The organism is Cryocola sp. 340MFSha3.1 (genome assembly GCF_000383315.1).
Taxonomy (GTDB): Bacteria; Actinomycetota; Actinomycetes; order Actinomycetales; family Microbacteriaceae; genus Leifsonia.
The window spans coordinates 1-16,871 of record NZ_KB911088.1 but is presented as its reverse complement, the minus strand read 5'-3'; the positions used below and the strand labels follow the sequence as shown (position 1 = coordinate 16,871).

Annotated in this window: 1 protein-coding gene; it reads right to left on the bottom strand. The window is 69.0% G+C overall.

Annotated elements, in window-relative coordinates; all coding sequences use genetic code 11:
* Positions 1 to 35 precede the first annotated feature (35 nt).
* A complete protein-coding gene (locus H284_RS21185) occupies positions 36 to 16,871 on the bottom strand; it encodes a CLIPPER-2 domain-containing protein (RefSeq protein WP_502685488.1) in 16,836 nt (5,611 codons plus the stop codon).

Below are 16,871 nucleotides of genomic sequence, written 5' to 3'. Positions count from 1 at the left end.
CGCCTGCATCGCCATGGCCTCACGGCCCGCGCGGATCATCCGGAGACTCCCGGAAGAGCGTTGCGCGGCAGGGGCGTGTCGACCGTGGCGGGTGGCGTGGCGGTCACCTTGCCGCCGCCGGGCGTGGTGCCCGTGACGAACGCCGTGTTGTCCACGTGTCCCGCATCCAGGTCGGCCTGCGTCAGCTGGTAGGTCGCCGTCGCCGTGACCTTCTGGCCCGGGGCCAGCGTGCCCGGGGCTCCCGGCCAGGTGTAGGTCAGCGGGGACAGGCCCGGCATCAGGTCGGCGACCGCCACGTTGCTGATGGTCACGTTGCCGATGTTGCTCACGGTGAAGCTGTAGGTGATGACGTCACCCACGGCGGCCGGGGACGAGAGGCGACTGGTGTCGGCCGTCTTGACCAGGTCGAGCTTCGGGTCCGGCGTGAGCGGGGTGTCCGTCCCGGCCGGCGGCGTGGTCACGACTTCGCCCGACGGCGGGGTGCCCGTCGACGTCGCCGTATTGGTCACATGCCCTGCGTCGAGATCCGCCTGCGTCAGCTGGTAGGTCGCCGTCGCCGTGACCTTCTCCTTCGGAGCCAGCGTGCCCGGCGTCCCCGGCCACGAGTACGTCAGGGACGACAGTCCCGGCATCGGGTCGGCGATGGACACGTTCGTCATGGTCACGTTGCCCTCGTTCGTCGCCACGAAGGTGTAGGTGATCGTGTCGCCCACCTTCGCCGGATTCGCGATGGCCCCTGTGCCCGCCGACTTCACCAGAGTGAGGTTGGGTGCCGGCTGGAGCGGAACGTCGGCCGTTGCGCTGTCGGTCACGTTCGGGCCGGTCGGCGGGGTGCCGGTCGTGCCGGCGGTGTTCGACACGTGGCCCGCGTCGAGGTCCGCCTGCGTCAGTCGGTACGTCGCGGTCGCGGTGGCCTTCTGCGTCGGAGCGAGCGTGCCCGGCGTGCCCGGCCACGTGTACGTCAGAGCGGACAGGCCCGGCATCGGGTCGGTGATCGTGACACCGGTGAGCGTGACGGTGCCCGTGTTCTCGGCGACGAACGTGTAGGTGACCACGTCGCCTGCTCGAGCCGGTGTGCCGATCTGCGCGGGGTCGGCCGACTTGACCAGATCGATCGCTGCAGTGGTGACGAGCGGGGTATCCGTGCTCGCCGGCGGAGTCGTCACGGCCGTGCCTGACGGGGGCGTCCCGTTCGCCGTCGCCGCGTTGTTCACGTGTCCTGCGTCGAGATCCGCCTGCGTCAGCTGGTAGGTCGCTGTAGCGGTGACCTTCTCCTTCGGCGCTAGCGTGCCCGGAGCACCCGGCCACGAGTACGTCAGGGCCGACAGACCCGGCATCGGGTCGGTGATCGACACGTTCGTCATCGTCACGTTGCCCGTGTTCTGCGACACGAACGTGAAGGTGATGGTGTCACCCACGGCAGCCGGAGACTGGACCGCTCCCGCCTCGGCGCTCTTCACCAGGTCGAGTCCCGGAGTCACGGTGAGCGGGATGTCGACGGAGGCTTGGTCGGTGACCTTGGTGCCGGTGGGCGGGGTGCCCTCGGTGCTTGCGGTGTTGGCCACATGCCCGGCGTCGATGTCCGCCTGCGTCAGCTGGTACGTCGCCGTGGCGGTGACCTTCTGTTTCGGGGCCAGCGTGCCCGGAGTGCCCGGCCAGGTGTAGGTCAGGGCGGACAGGCCCGGCTTCGGGTCGGTGATCGCGACACCGGTGAGAGTGACGTTGCCGGTGTTCTCCGCCACGAAGGTGTAAGTGACGGTGTCACCCGCCCGGGGCGGCGACTGGACCGCGGCGACGTCGGCCGCCTTGACCAGGTCGATGCTCGGGACCGTCACCAGCGGCAGGTCCGCCGATGCCCCGTCGGTGACCTTCGTGCCGGTGGGCGGGGTGCCCTCGGTGCCGGCGGTGTTGGCCACGTGCCCGGCGTCGATGTCCGCCTGCGTCAGCTGATACGTGGCCGTCGCGGTGACCTTCTCCTTCGGGGCCAGCGTGCCCGGGGTACCCGGCCAGGTGTAGGTCAGAGCGGACAGGCCCGGCAACGGGTCGGTGATGCTGACGCCGGTCAGCGTCACGTTGCCGTTGTTCTCCGCCACGAAGGTGTACGTGACGGTGTCGCCCGCCTGCGGCGGGGTCTGCACCGTCGACGGATCGGCGAGCTTCGTGAGATCGATGCTCGGCGCCGGCGGCACCGGCACGTCAGCGGTCGCACCGTCGGTCACGTCGGTGCCCGTAGGCGGGGTGCCCGTCGTGGTCGCGGAGTTGGTCACGAGCCCGGCGTCGATGTCCGCCTGCGTCAACTGGTACGTGGCCGTCGCCGTGACCTTCTGCTTCGGAGCCAGCGTGCCCGGAGTGCCCGGCCACGAGTAGGTCAGGGCGGACAGGCCCGGCATCGGGTCGGTGATCGACACGTTGGTCAGGGTGACGGTGCCCGTGTTCTCCGACACGAAGGTGTAGGTGATCACATCGCCCGGCTTCGCCGGCGAGCTGAACGCGGTCGCATCCGCTGCCTTGCTGAGCTCGATCGTCGCCGAAGTCGTCAGCGGCGTGTCCGTCGCTGCGGGCGGCGGAGTCACGTCGGCGCCGGACGGCGGGGTGCCCTTCGAGGTCGCCACATTGCCCACGTGGCCTGCGTCGATGTCTGCCTGCGTCAGCGCGTACGTCGCCGTCGCCGTGACCGTCTCGCCCGGCTGCAGCGTGCCCGGAGTTCCCGGCCAGTTGTACGTCAGAGCGGACAGGCCTGGCATCGGATCCGTGATCGACACGTTCGTCAGCGTGACGTTTCCGGTGTTCTCCGAGGAGAACAGGAAGGTCACGACGTCACCCGGCTGCGCCGGCGACTGGATGCCACCAGGCTGAACGTCCTTGGTGAACGTCAGTTCCGGCTCGACCACCAATGGGGTGTCCGTCGCCGCAGGCGGCGGGGTCACGTCCGGACCGGTCGGCGGGGTACCCGTCGAGGTCGCGGTGTTTGCCACGTGTCCCGCGTTGAGGTCGGCCTGCGTCAGCGCATACGTCGCGGTCGCCGTGACGGTCTCGCCCGGCTGCAACGTGCCCGGAGTTCCCGGCCACGTGTACGTCAGCGGAGAGAGTCCTGACTTGGGGTCGGTGATCGACACGTTCGTCAGCGTGACGTTTCCGTCGTTCTTCGCGGAGAACGCGAAGGTCACAACGTCACCCGGCTGCGCCGGCGACTGGATCCCACCAGGAACGACATCCTTTACGAAGGTCAGTTTCGGGTCGGACACGAGCGGGGTGTCCACGGACGCCGGAGGCGTCGTGACATCCGTACCCGACGGCGGAGTACCGGTCGCGGTCGCAGAGTTCGTCACGATGCCGGCATTGATGTCGGCCTGTGTGAGCTGGTAGGTCGCCGTCGCGGTGACCTTCTCACCCGGCAACAGGGTGCCCGGAGTGCCCGGCCACGAGTACGTCAGGGTCGAGAGACCCGGCAGCACGTCGGTGATGACCACACCGGTCAGCGTCGTCGTACCCTCGTTCTCGGCCGTGAACAGATAGGTGATCGTGTCACCGACCTGCGCCGGGTTCTTGACCGCGGTCGCATCGGCGTCCTTGGTCAGGGTCAACTCGGACGTCGACACCAGGGGCGTGTCGGTTGTCGCGGGCGGCGGCGTCACGTCCGGACCCGTCGGCGGAGTACCCGTCGAGGTCGCGGTGTTCGCCACGTGCCCGGCATCGATGTCCGCCTGGGTCAGCGCGTACGTTGCCGTCGCGGTGACGGTCTCGCCCGGCTGCAACGTGCCGGGGGTACCCGGCCACGTGTACGTCAGCGGCGACAGGCCGACCATCTGATCGTCGATCGTGACACCAGTGAGCGTCACGTTTCCGTCGTTCTTCGCGGAGAACTGGAAGGTGACCACATCACCCGGCTGTGCGGGCGACTGGATGCCGCCAGGGACGACGTCCTTGGTGAACGTCAGCTCCGGGTCGGACACCAGTGGCGTGTCCACCGTGGCCGGAGGCGTCGTAACGTCGGTGCCGGTCGGCGGGGTACCCGTGGCGGTTGCCGCGTTGGTGACGATCCCGGCATTGATGTCGGCCTGAGTGAGCTGGTAGGTGGCGGTCGCCGTGACGACCTCTCCCGGCAGCAGGGTGCCCGGAGTGTTCACCCAGGTGTAGGTCAGCGGGGACAGGCCTGGCAGCACATCCGTGATGGTGACACCGGTGAGGGTCGTGTTGCCGTCGTTCTTAGCGGAGAACAGGTACGTGATCGTGTCACCGACCTGCGCCGGGTTCTTCACCGCGGTCGCGTCCGCATCCTTCGTGAGGGTCAGCTTCGACGAGGACACCAGCGGGGTGTCCGTCGCCGCTGGGGGCGGGGTCACGTCCGGACCGGTCGGCGGGGTACCCGTCGAAGTCGCGGTGTTCGCCACGTGACCCGCGTCGATGTCGGCCTGGGTCAGCGCATAGGTCGCCGTCGCGGTGACCGTCTCGCCCGGCTGCAGCGTTCCCGGGGTGCCCGGCCAGGTGTAGGTCAGCGGGGAGAGTCCCTGCTTGGGGTCCGTGATCGACACGTTCGTCAGGGTGACGTTGCCGTCGTTCTTCGCCGAGAACTGGAAGGTGACCACGTCACCCGGCTGCGCCGGCGACTGAATGCCGCCGGGGACGACGTCCTTCACGAACGTCAGCACCGGGTCGGAGACGAGCGGGGTGTCCACGGACGCCGGAGGCGTCGTGACATCGGTACCCGTCGGCGGGGTCCCCGTCGCCGTGGCGGAGTTCGTCACCACACCGGCGTTGATGTCGGCCTGGGTGAGCTGGTACGTCGCCGTGGCCGTGACTTTCTGACCGGGCAGCAACGTTCCGGGGGTGCCCGGCCACGAGTACGTCAGGGTCGAGAGGCCCGGCAGCACGTCGGTGATGACCACACTGGTGAGGGTCGTGTTGCCCTCGTTCTCGGCGGTGAACAGGTACGTGATCGTGTCACCGACCTGAGCCGGGTTCTTCACCGCGGTCGCGTCAGCATCCTTGGTCAGGGTCAGCTTGGAGGTCGCCACGAGCGGGGTGTCCGTGCCCGCCGGCGGCGGGGTCACGTCCGGACCAGAGGGCGGGGTACCCGTCGAGGTCGCCACGTTGCCCACGTGCCCGGCGTCGATGTCCGCCTGCGTCAGCGCGTAGGTCGCCGTCGCCGTGACGGTCTCGCCCGGCTGCAGCGTTCCCGGAGTTCCCGGCCACACGTAGGTCAGCGGGGAGAGTCCCGGCATCGGGTCATCGATCGACACGTTGGTCAGGGTGACGTTTCCGTCGTTCTTCGCGGAGAACTGGAAGGTGACCACATCACCCGGCTGCGCCGGCGACTGGATGCCGCCCGGCTGCACATCCTTCGTGAACGTCAACCCGGGGTCGGACACCAGAGGGGTGTCGACCGTCGCCGGAGGCGTCGTGACATCGGTGCCCGTCGGCGGCGTACCTGTCGCGGTCGCGGAGTTCGTCACAATGCCCGCATTGATGTCCGCCTGCGTGAGCTGGTACGTCGCCGTCGCGGTGACTTTCTCACCCGGCAGCAACGTTCCGGGGGTGCCCGGCCACGAGTACGTCAGGGTCGAAAGGCCCGGCAGCACGTCGGTGATGACCACACCGGTCAGCGTCGTGTTGCCCTCGTTCTCGGCGGTGAAGAGGTACGTGATCGTGTCGCCCACCTGCGCCGGGTTCTGGACCGCGGTCGCGTCAGCATCCTTGGTCAGGGTCAGCTTGGAGGTCGCCACGAGCGGGGTGTCCGTCGCCGCCGGCGGCGGGGTCACGTCCGGACCAGAGGGCGGAGTGCCCTTGGACGTCGCCACGTTTCCGACATGACCTGCGTCAATGTCGGCCTGCGTCAGCGCGTAGGTCGCCGTCGCGGTGACGGTCTCGCCCGGCTGCAACGTACCGGGCGTGCCCGGCCACGTGTAGGTCAGCGGAGAGAGTCCCGGCTTGGGGTCCGTGATCGACACGTTCGTCAGCGTGACGTTGCCGTCGTTCTTCGCGGAGAACTGGAACGTGACCACGTCACCCGGCTGCGCCGGCGACTGGATCCCACCAGGGACGACGTCCTTCGCGAACGTCAGCTCGGGGTCGGACACCAGCGGGGTATCGACCGTCGCCGGAGGCGTCGTCACATCCGTACCCGACGGCGGGGTCCCCGTCGCCGTGGCGGAGTTCGTCACCACACCGGCATTGATGTCCGCCTGCGTGAGCTGGTACGTCGCGGTCGCGGTGACCTTCTCACCCGGGAGCAGTGTTCCGGGTGTTCCGAGCCACGAGTACGTCAACGGGGACAGGCCCGGCAGCACATCGGTGATCGCGACGCCGGTGAGGGTCGTGTTGCCCTCGTTCTCGGCGGTGAACAGGTACGTGATCGAGTCACCGACCTGCGCCGGGTTCTGGACCGCAGTCGCGTCGGCATCCTTCGTCAGCGTCAGCTTGGACGTCGCCACCAACGGGGTGTCGGTCACCGCGGGCGGCGGAGTGACATCCGGACCGGTCGGCGGGGTGCCGATGGCGGTCGCCACGTTGTCTACGTGACCTGCGTCGATGTCGGCCTGCGCCAGAGCGTAGGTCGCCGTCGCCGTGACCGTCTCGCCCGGCTGCAACGTACCGGGGGTGCCCGGCCACGTATACGTCAGGGCAGAGAGTCCCGGCTTGGGGTCGGTGATCGTGACACCGGTGAGCGTGACGTTTCCGTCGTTCTTCGCGGAGAACGCGAAGGTGACCACGTCACCCGGCTGTGCCGGCGACTGGATGCCACCAGGGACGACGTCCTTGGTGAACGTCAGCGCGGGGTCCGCGACGAGTGGGGTGTCGGTCGTCGCGGGTGGTGGGGTCACGTCCGGACCGGTCGGCGGGGTACCCGTCGAGGTCGCGGTGTTCGCCACGTGACCTGCGTCGATGTCGGCCTGGGTCAGCGCATAGGTCGCGGTCGCGGTGACGGTCTCGCCCGGCTGCAACGTTCCGGGCGTGCCCGGCCACACGTAGGTCAGAGCAGAGAGTCCAGGCTTGGGGTCGGTGATCGTGACACCGGTGAGCGTCACATTGCCATCGTTCTTCGCCGAGAAGGCGAAGGTGACCACGTCACCCGGCTGCGCCGGCGACTGGATCCCGCCGGGGACGACGTTCTTGGTGAACGTCAGCTCCGGGTCGGAGACGAGCGGGGTGTCCACGGTCGCCGGAGGCGTCGTGACATCGGTGCCCGTCGGCGGAGTGCCCGTCGCGGTCGCCGAGTTGGTGACGATGCCGGCGTTGAGGTCGGCCTGCGTGAGCTGGTAGGTCGCGGTCGCGGTGACCTTCTCACCCGGCAACAGGGTGCCCGGAGTGCCGGGCCACGAGTACGTCAGGGTCGAAAGGCCGGGCAGGACGTCGGTGATCGCGACACCGGTCAGCGTAGTGTTGCCCTCGTTCTCCGCGGTGAACAGATACGTGATCGTGTCACCGACCTGCGCCGGGTTCTTCACCGCGGTCGCGTCCGCGTCCTTGGTCAGGGTCAGCTTGGACGAGGAGACCAGCGGAGTGTCCGTCGCCGCCGGCGGCGGGGTCACGTCCGGACCGGTCGGAGGCGTCCCCTTGGACGTCGCCACGTTTCCGACATGACCCGCGTCGATGTCGGCCTGCGTCAGAGCGTAGGTCGCCGTCGCGGTGACCGTCTCGCCCGGCTGCAGCGTGCCCGGGGTGCCCGGCCACACATAGGTCAGCGGAGAGAGTCCCGGCATGGGGTCCGTGATCGACACGTTCGTCAGCGTGACGTTGCCGTCGTTCTTCGCCGAGAAGGCGAAGGTGACCACGTCGCCCGGCTCGGCTGGGGACTGGATGGCGCCCGGCTGCACGTCCTTCGTGAACGTCAGCTCCGGGTCGGGCACCAGCGGGGTGTCCACCGTCGCCGGGGGCGTCGTGACGCTCGTCCCCGTGGGCGGGTTACCCGTCGCTGTCGCGGAGTTCGTGACGATGCCGGCGTTGATGTCCGCCTGGGTCAGCTGGTAGGTCGCCGTGGCGGTGACCTTCTCCGTCGGCGCAAGCGTGCCCGGGGTTCCTGGCCACGAGTACGTGAGCGGTGAGAGACCCGGAAGGACGTCGGTGATCGTGACGCCGGTGAGGGTCGTGGTGCCCTCGTTCTCGGCCGTGAACAGATAGGTGATCGTGTCACCGACCTGCGCGGGGCTCTTGACCGCAGTCGCGTCCGCGTCCTTCGTGAGCGTGAGCTTCGGCGTGGAGGTCAGCGGGGTGTCGGTCGCGGCCGGCGGCGGGGTGACCGGGGGACCCGAGGGCGGGGTGCCGGTGGAGGTCGCCACGTTGCCGACGTGACCTGCGTCGATGTCGGCCTGCGTCAGAGCGTAGGTCGCCGTCGCGGTGACCGTCTCGCCCGGCTGCAGCGTGCCCGGTGTGCCCGGCCAGGTGTAGGTCAGCGGGGAGAGCCCGGGCATCGGGTCGTCGATGGTCACACCGGTCAGGGTGACGTTTCCGTCGTTCTTCGCGGAGAACTGGAAGGTCACCACGTCGCCCGGCTGCGCCGGCGACTGAATGGCGTCAGGCTGAACATCCTTGGTGAATGTGAGCACCGGGTTCGAGACGAGCGGGGTGTCCACGGATGCCGGAGGCGTCGTCACATCGGTGCCAGTGGGCGGAGTGCCCTTGGCGGTCGCCGAGTTCGTGACGAGCCCTGTGTTGATGTCGGCCTGAGTCAGCTGGTAGGTCGCGGTCGCCGTGACGATCTGCGTCGGCGCCAGCGTGCCCGGAGTGCCCGGCCACGTGTACGTCAGCGGGGACAGACCCGGCAGGGCGTCGGCGATGGTGACACCGGTGAGGGTGGTGTTTCCGGTGTTCTCGGCCGAGAACAGGTAGGTGATCGTGTCCCCGACCTGGGCCGGGTCCTTCACCGCCGCCGCGTCCGCCACCTTGGTCAGTGTCAGGTTCGGAGAAGCGGTCAGCGGAACGTCGACCGACCACTCGGCCGTCACGTCAGGTCCCGAGGGCGGAGTGCCGACGGTCGTCGCCGTGTTCGGAACATGGCCCGCGTCGAGGTCCGCCTGCGTCAACTGGTACGTCGCCGTCGCGACGACCTTCTCCTTCGGCGCGAGCGTCCCCGGCGTTCCCGGCCAGGTGTACGTCAGAGCCGAAAGGCCCGGCAGCTGGTCGATGATCTTCACGTCAGTGAGGGTCACCGTGCCCGAGTTGGTGGACTCGAAGGTATAGGTGATCGTGTCGCCCACTTCGGCCGGTGACTGGATGGCCGTCGTGTTCGCAACCTTGAGCAGTGTGATGGACGGCCCCGACGTCAGCGGAGTGTCTGTGACCGCCGGCGGGGTCGTGACGTCGGTGCCCGTGGGCGGAGTGCCCGTCGCAGTCGCCGTGTTGCCCACGTGGCCCGCGTCGAGATCCGCTTGCGTCAGCTGGTAGGTCGCCGTCGCGGTGACGACTTCCTTCGGCTGCAGGGTCCCCGGGGTCCCCGGCCACGAGTACGCGAGCGGGGAGAGCCCCGGCATCTGGTCGTCGATCGTGACACCGGTGAGTGTGACGTTTCCGTCGTTCGTCGCCGAGAACACGAAGGTGATCAGGTCGCCGACCTTGGCCGGAGACTGCACGGCACCGGCCTGGGCGTCCTTCGTCAGCGACAGCTTGGGGTCCGACACGAGCGGTGTGTCGACGGATGCCGGAGGCGTCGTGACATCCGTGCCCGTCGGCGGGGTGCCCGTCGCGATAGCAGAGTTCGTGACCAGCCCGGCGTTGATGTCGGCCTGCGTCAGCTGATAGGTCGCCGTCGCGGTGACCTTCTCACCCGGCAGCAACGTTCCCGCAGCGCCCGGCCACGAATACGTCAGCGAGGAGAGTCCCGCCAGCCCATCCGTGATCGTGACACCGGTAAGGGTCGTCGTGCCCTCGTTCTCCGCGGTGAACAGGTACGTGATCGTGTCCCCGACCTGGGCCGGGTTCTTGACCGCGGTCGCGTCCGCGTCCTTGGTCAGGGTTAGCTTCGACGTCGACACCAACGGGGTGTCCGTCACAGCGGGCGGAGTAGTGACGTCTGTACCGGTCGGCGGAGTGCCCGTCGAGATCGCGGTGTTCGCCACGTGACCCGCGTCGATGTCGGCCTGGGTCAGCTGATAGGTGGCCGTCGCCGTGACGACGTCGTCAGGCAGCAGGGTGCCCGGGGTGCCCGGCCAGGTGTAGGTCAGCGGAGACAGACCCGGAAGCTGGTCGTCGATCGTGACGCCGGTCAGCGTCGTCGTGCCCTCGTTCTTCGCCGAGAACAGATACGTGATCGTGTCACCTACCTGAGCCGGATTCTGGATGCCGCCCGGCTGGACGTCCTTCGTCAGGGTCAGCTTCGACGTCGACACCAGCGGGGTGTCCGTCACGGCCGGTGGCGTGGTGACATCGGTGCCGGTCGGGGGTGTGCCCTTCGCGGTCGCCGAGTTCGCCACGTGCCCTGCATCGATGTCGGCCTGCGTCAGCTGATAGGTCGCCGTCGCGGTGACGGTCTCTCCCGGCGCCAGCGTGCCCGGAGCGCCCGGCCATGCGTACGTCAGCGGGGACAAGCCTGGCAGCGCGTCCGTGATCGCCACGCCGGTGAGGGTGGTGTTGCCCTCGTTCTTCGCCGAGAACAGGTACGTGATGGTGTCGCCGACCTGAGCCGGGTTCGTGACAGCGTCGACGTTGGTGCTCTTGACCAGCGACAGGTCGGGGTCGGACGCGAGAGGAACCGTCGTGCTCGCCACGTCGGTGACGTCGTCACCGGAGGGCGGAGTGCCGGTGGTGCTCGCCGTGTTCACGACCGTGCCCGCGTCGAGGTCCGCCTGCGTCAGCGGGTACGTCGCCGTAGCCGTAACCTTCTCGCCTGGCTGCAACGTGCCTGGGGTGCCCGGCCACGTGTAGGTCAGCGGGGACAGTCCCGGCAGCGGGTCGGCGATCGTGACGCCGGTGAGCGTGGTGTTACCGGTGTTCTCCGAGACGAAGGTATAGGTGACCACGTCACCCGCCTTCGGCGGCGACTGCAGGGCGGAGGTGTCCTTCGTCTTCACGAGGTCGATGGACGCGGACGGGACCAGCGGCGTGTCGGTGGCCGCCGGCGGAGTAGTGAAGTCGGAACCGGTCGGCGGCGTGCCCGTCGACGTCGCCACGTTGCCCACGTGGCCCGCGTCGATGTCGGCCTGCGTGAGCTGGTAGGTCGCCGTCGCCGACGCCGACTGCTTCGGCTCGAGCACGCCCGGTGCGGCCGGCCACGAGTACGTCAGCGCAGAGAGTCCCGGCTTGGGATCGTCGATCGTGACGCCCGTCATCGTGACGTTCCCGGCGTTGGTCACCAGGAAGACGAAGGTGACGGTGTCGCCGACAGCAGCGGGCGACTGCACAGCATCGGCCTGCGCGTCCTTGACGAGCTCGAGCGTCGGATCCGCCGGGAGCGGAACCGTCTCGGTCGCGTCGTCGGTCACGTTGCCGCCGGTCGGCGGAGTGCCGACCGTTGTCGCCGTATTGACGACCTGGCCCGCATTGAGATCGGACTGGACCAGCAGGTAGGTGGCGGTCGCGGTGACCGACTCACCCGGCTGCAGCGTGCCCGGGGTTCCCGGCCAGATGTAGGTCAGCGAGGACAGGCCCGGCAGCACATCCGTGATGGTGACACCGGTCAGGGTCGTATTGCCCGTGTTCTTGGACACGAACGTGTAGGTGACCTGGTCTCCGGCCCTCGGCGGGGACGACAGCGCCGTCGAATCGGCGGTCTTCACCAGCTCGACCGCCGAGGACGACACCAGTGGGGTGTCCGTGGTCGCGGGTGGCGGGGTCACGTCCGGACCGGTCGGCGGGGTACCCGTCGAGGTCGCGGTGTTTGCCACGTGTCCCGCGTCGATGTCGGCCTGGGTCAGCGCGTAGGTCGCCGTCGCGGTGACGGTCTCGCCCGGCTGCAACGTGCCCGGGGTACCCGGCCACGTGTAGGTCAGCGGAGAGAGTCCCGGCTTGGGGTCGGTGATCGTGACACCGGTGAGCGTCACATTGCCGTCGTTCTTCGCCGAGAAGGCGAAGGTGACCACGTCACCCGGCTGTGCCGGCGACTGGATGCCGCCGGGGACGACGTCCTTCGTGAACGTCAGCACCGGGTCGGAGACGAGCGGGGTGTCCACCGTCGCCGGAGGCGTCGTGACATCGGTACCCGTCGGCGGGGTCCCCGTCGCCGTGGCGGAGTTCGTCACCACACCGGCGTTGATGTCGGCCTGGGTGAGCTGGTACGTCGCCGTGGCCGTGACTTTCTGACCGGGCAGCAACGTTCCGGGGGTGCCGGGCCACGAGTACGTCAGGGTCGAGAGGCCCGGCAGGACATCGGTGATCGCGACACCGGTCAGCGTTGTGTTGCCCTCGTTCTCGGAGGTGAACAGGTACGTGATCGTGTCACCGACCTGAGCCGGGTTCTTCACCGCGGTCGCGTCGGCGTCCTTGGTCAGGGTCAGCTTGGAGGTCGCCACGAGCGGGGTGTCCGTCGCCGCCGGCGGCGGGGTCACGTCCGGACCGGACGGCGGCGTCCCCTTGGACGTTGCCACGTTTCCGACATGACCCGCGTCGATGTCGGCCTGGGTCAGCGCGTAGGTAGCGGTCGCGGTGACGGTCTCGCCCGGCTGCAGCGTGCCGGGGGTGCCCGGCCAGGTGTAGGTCAGGGCAGAGAGTCCCGGCTTGGGGTCGGTGATCGTGACACCGGTGAGAGTGACGTTGCCGTCGTTCTTCGCGGAGAACGCGAAGGTGACCACGTCACCCGGCTGTGCCGGCGACTGGATCCCGCCGGGGACGACGTTCTTGGTGAACGTCAGCTCGGGGTCGGAGACCAGCGGGGTGTCCACGGACGCCGGAGGCGTCGTGACGGTGCCGCCCGTGGGCGGGTTGCCCGTCGCCGTGGCCGAGTTGGTGACCTTGCCGGCGTTGATGTCGGCCTGGGTCAGCTGGTAGGTCGCCGTGGCGGTGACCTTCTCCGTCGGTGCAAGCGTGCCCGGGGTGCCCGGCCACGAGTACGTGAGCGAGGACAGGCCCGGCAGGGCGTCAGTGATGGTCACCCCGGTGAGCGTGGTGTTGCCGTCGTTGACCGCGGTGAAGGTGTAGGTGATGGTGTCACCGACCTGCGCGGGGTTCTTGACCGCGGTCGCGTCATCGACCTTCGTGAGGGTCAGCTTCGGACCGGGGGCGACCGGGGTGTCCGTGCTCGCGGGGGGCGAGGTGACGGACGGGCCCGTCGGCGGGGTGCCGACGGCGATCGCCGTGTTGGACACGAGGCCTCGGTCGATGTCGGCCTGGGTCAGATGGTAGCTCGCGGTGGCCGTGACGCTCTGGCCCGGCGGGAGCGTGCCCGGGGTGCCCGGCCACGTGTAGGTCAACGTGGACAGGCCCGGCAGCGGATCGTTGATGGTCACGCCGGTGAGGGTCGTGTTGCCGTTGTTCTTCGCCGCGAAGGTGAAGATGATCGTGTCGCCCACCTGGGCCGGCGACTGGATGGCGCGGGGGTCGGCCACCTTTGTCAGCTCGAGTTCCGAGGTGGTGATCAGGGTGGTGTCCGTCGGGGCCGGCGGGGTGACCACGGGCGGACCGACGGGCGGGTTGCCGGTCGCGGTGGCGGCGTTCGCCACATGGCCGGCGTCGATGTCCGCCTGGGTCACCTGGTAGGTCGCCGTCGCGGTGACGATCTCCTTCGGCGCCAGGGTGCCCGGGGTGTTCAGCCACGTGTACGTCAGCGGGGACAGACCCGGAAGGACGTCGTCGATCTTCACGCCGGTCAGGGTGACGTTGCCGTCGTTCTCGGCGGAGAACGTGTAGGTGATCGTGTCACCCACCTTCACCGGGTTCTGGAGCGCGCCGGCATCGGCCGTCTTGGTGACCTTCAGCGACGGGCCCGGCGTGACCGGGACCTGGGCGGTGGCGGTGTCGGTGACATCCCCACCCGTCGGCGGCGTGCCCGTCGTGGTGGCCGTGTTGTCCACCCGGCCGGCGTCGAGGTCGGCCTGCGTGAGCTGGTAGGTGGCCGTCGCCGTGACCGACTGGCTCGGCTGCAGGACGCCCGGGGCGCCCGGCCACGTGTAGGTCAGGGCGGAGAGCCCGGGCATCGGGTCGGTAATGGTGACGCCGGTCAGCGTGGTGTTACCGGTGTTCTTGGACACGAACGTGTAGGTGACGGTGTCGCCGAGGCGGGCCGGGGACTGCACTGCACCGGCGTCCGGCGTCTTGGTCAGCTCGATGCCCGAACCCGCGGTCACGGTGAGGTCGTAGACGTCCTGGTCGGTGACCGGGGGGCCGCTTGGCGGGGTGCCCTCGGTGGTCGCCGTGTTGGTCACCTTGCCCGCGTTGATGTCGGACTGGGTCAGCTGGTAGGTCGCCGTCGCGGTGACCTGCTGGCCCGGGTCGAGGGTGCCCGGAGTGCCCGGCCACGTGTAGGTCAGCGGTGACAGGCCCGGCAGCGGGTCGTCGATCGTGACACCGGTCAGGGTCGTGTTGCCGTTGTTGGTCGACACGAACGTGTAGGTGACGGTGTCACCGACGACCGCGGGCGACTGCACCGCGGACGCGTCGGCGGACTTGACCAGGTCGATGCTCGGCGCCGGGCCGAGAGTCGTGTCGGTTTCGGCCGGCGGGGTCACGAGCGGCGGCCCGTTCGGCGGGGTTCCGGTCGAGATGGCGGAGTTCGCCACGTGGCCGGCGTTGATGTCCGCCTGCGTCAGCACGTACTGCGCGGTGGCGACGGCGTCCTCGCCGGGCAGGAGGATGCCCGGGGTTCCCGGCCACGTGTAGGTCAGAGGGGACAGACCCGGAAGCTGGTCCGTGATCGACACGTTGGTCAGGGTCGTGTTGCCGTCGTTGTGTGCGGTGAACGTGTAGACGATGACGTCGCCGACCTTGGCCGGGTTGGACACGCCGCTGGTGCCGGCGACCTTCGCCAGGGTGAGCTTCGGGTCCTGCACGCCGGGGATCTCGACCTCGGCCGGCGGGGACACCACGTCCGGGCCGGTGGGCGGCGTTCCGGAGGCGGTCGCCTCATTCAGCACGTGTCCTGCGTCGATGTCGGCCTGTGTCAGCACATAGGTGGCCGTGCAGACCAGCTGGCCGCGCGGCTGCAACTGCGCCGTCGGCGGGCAGGACAGCGGCGACAGCGTGCCCGAGCCGGAGAACTGGGTCTCTGAGATCTGCGGGTTCGTCAGCGTGACGTTGCCGTTGTTGGTCGCCACGAACGTATACGTGATGGTTCGGCCGACGACAAAGTTGGCCGCGTCGTTCGGGGACGCCGACTTGACCAGGCCGATGGCCGGGTTGGCGGTCAGGGTTACATCGTTCGGGGCCGGCGGGGAGTTCACCGGCGGACCCGAGGGCGGGGTGCCGACCGCGGTCGCGACGTTGGCGACGTGGCCGGAGTTGATGTCGTTGGTGGTGACACGGTAGGTCGCCGTCGCGGTGACGGTCTGGCCCGGCGTCAGCGTGCCCGGCGTGCCCGGCCACGTGTACGTCAGTGCGGAGAGACCCGGAAGCACATCGGAGATGCTGACGTTGGTCAGCGTCACGTTGCCCGTGTTCTGGGCGCTGAACCGGTACGTGATGACGTCACCCGCGGAGGGCGGGGTGGGCAGACCGATGAGGTCGACCCCCTTGGTCAGGGTGAGCTGGGGACCCGCTGTGAGCGGGACGTCGACGACAGCGGGCGGCGGAACGACCGCTGGTCCCGTGGGCGGGGTGCCCGTGGTGGTGGCGCGGTTGTCCACGTGACCGGCGTTGATGTCGGCCTGGGTCACGGAGTAGATCGCGGTGGCCGTGACGGATTCGTCCGGCTGCAGCGTGCCCGGCGTGTTCTGCCACGTGTAGGTCAGGGCCGACAGGCCCGGCAGGGCGTCCGCTATCGACACATTCGTCAGCGTGACATTTCCCGTGTTCTTCGCCGTGAAGTGGTACGTGATCTGGTCGCCGACCTTGGTCGGACTGTTCAGCTGGTCGCGGTCGGCCGTCTTGACCAGGGTCATGTCCGGGTTCGCCAGCAGCGGGGTGTCCGTTACCGACGGCGGGGGCGTCACGTCCGGACCGGTCGGAGGTGTGCCCTTTGCGGTGGCGGAGTTCGCCAGGTGGCCGGTGTTGATGTCGGCCTGGGTCAGCTTGTACGTCGCCGTCGCCGTGACCGTCTCTCCGGGCAGCAGTGTGCCTGGAGTGCCCGGCCACGTGTAGACCAGCGGGCTCAGGCCCGCCTTGGCGTCGGTGATGGTCACGCCGGTGAGGGTGACGTTGCCCTCGTTCTTCGCCGAGAAGTGGAACACGACCGTGTCACCGGGAACCGGCGGCGTCTGCACGGCATTGAAGTCGGCGGTTTTCGTGGAGGTGAGTTTCGGTGCTGCTGTCAGCGGGACGGGCACGCTGGCGGGGGGTGTGGTGACGTTCTGGCCGGTGGGTGGTGTCCCGGTGGCGGTGGCCTGGTTGATGACCTGGCCGGTGTTGATGTCGGCCTGGGTGAGCTGGTAGGTCGCGGTCGCCGTCACGGTCTGGCCGGGGGTGAGGGTGCCGGGGGTGCCGGGCCAGGTGTAGCTGATCGCGGACAGGCCCGGGAGCTGGTCGGTGATGCTCACCCCGGTGAGGGTGACGTTGCCGGTGTTGGTGGAGGTGAAGGTGTAGGTGATCGTGTCCCCGACCGTCGCCGGGTTCTTCACCGCGGACGCGTTCGCGGTCTTGATCAGGTTCAGGGTGGGGTTCGCCACCAGCGGGGTGTCGGTCGCGGCCGGGGGCGGGGTGACCGTGGTCCCGTCCGGGGTCTTCCCGGAGGTGGTGGCCTGGTTGTTCACCTCACCGGCGTCCAGGTCGGCCTGGGTGAGCCGGTAGGTCGCGGTCGCGGTGACCTTCTCCTTCGGCTGCAGGGTGCCCGGGGTGCCCGGCCAGGTGTAGGTCAG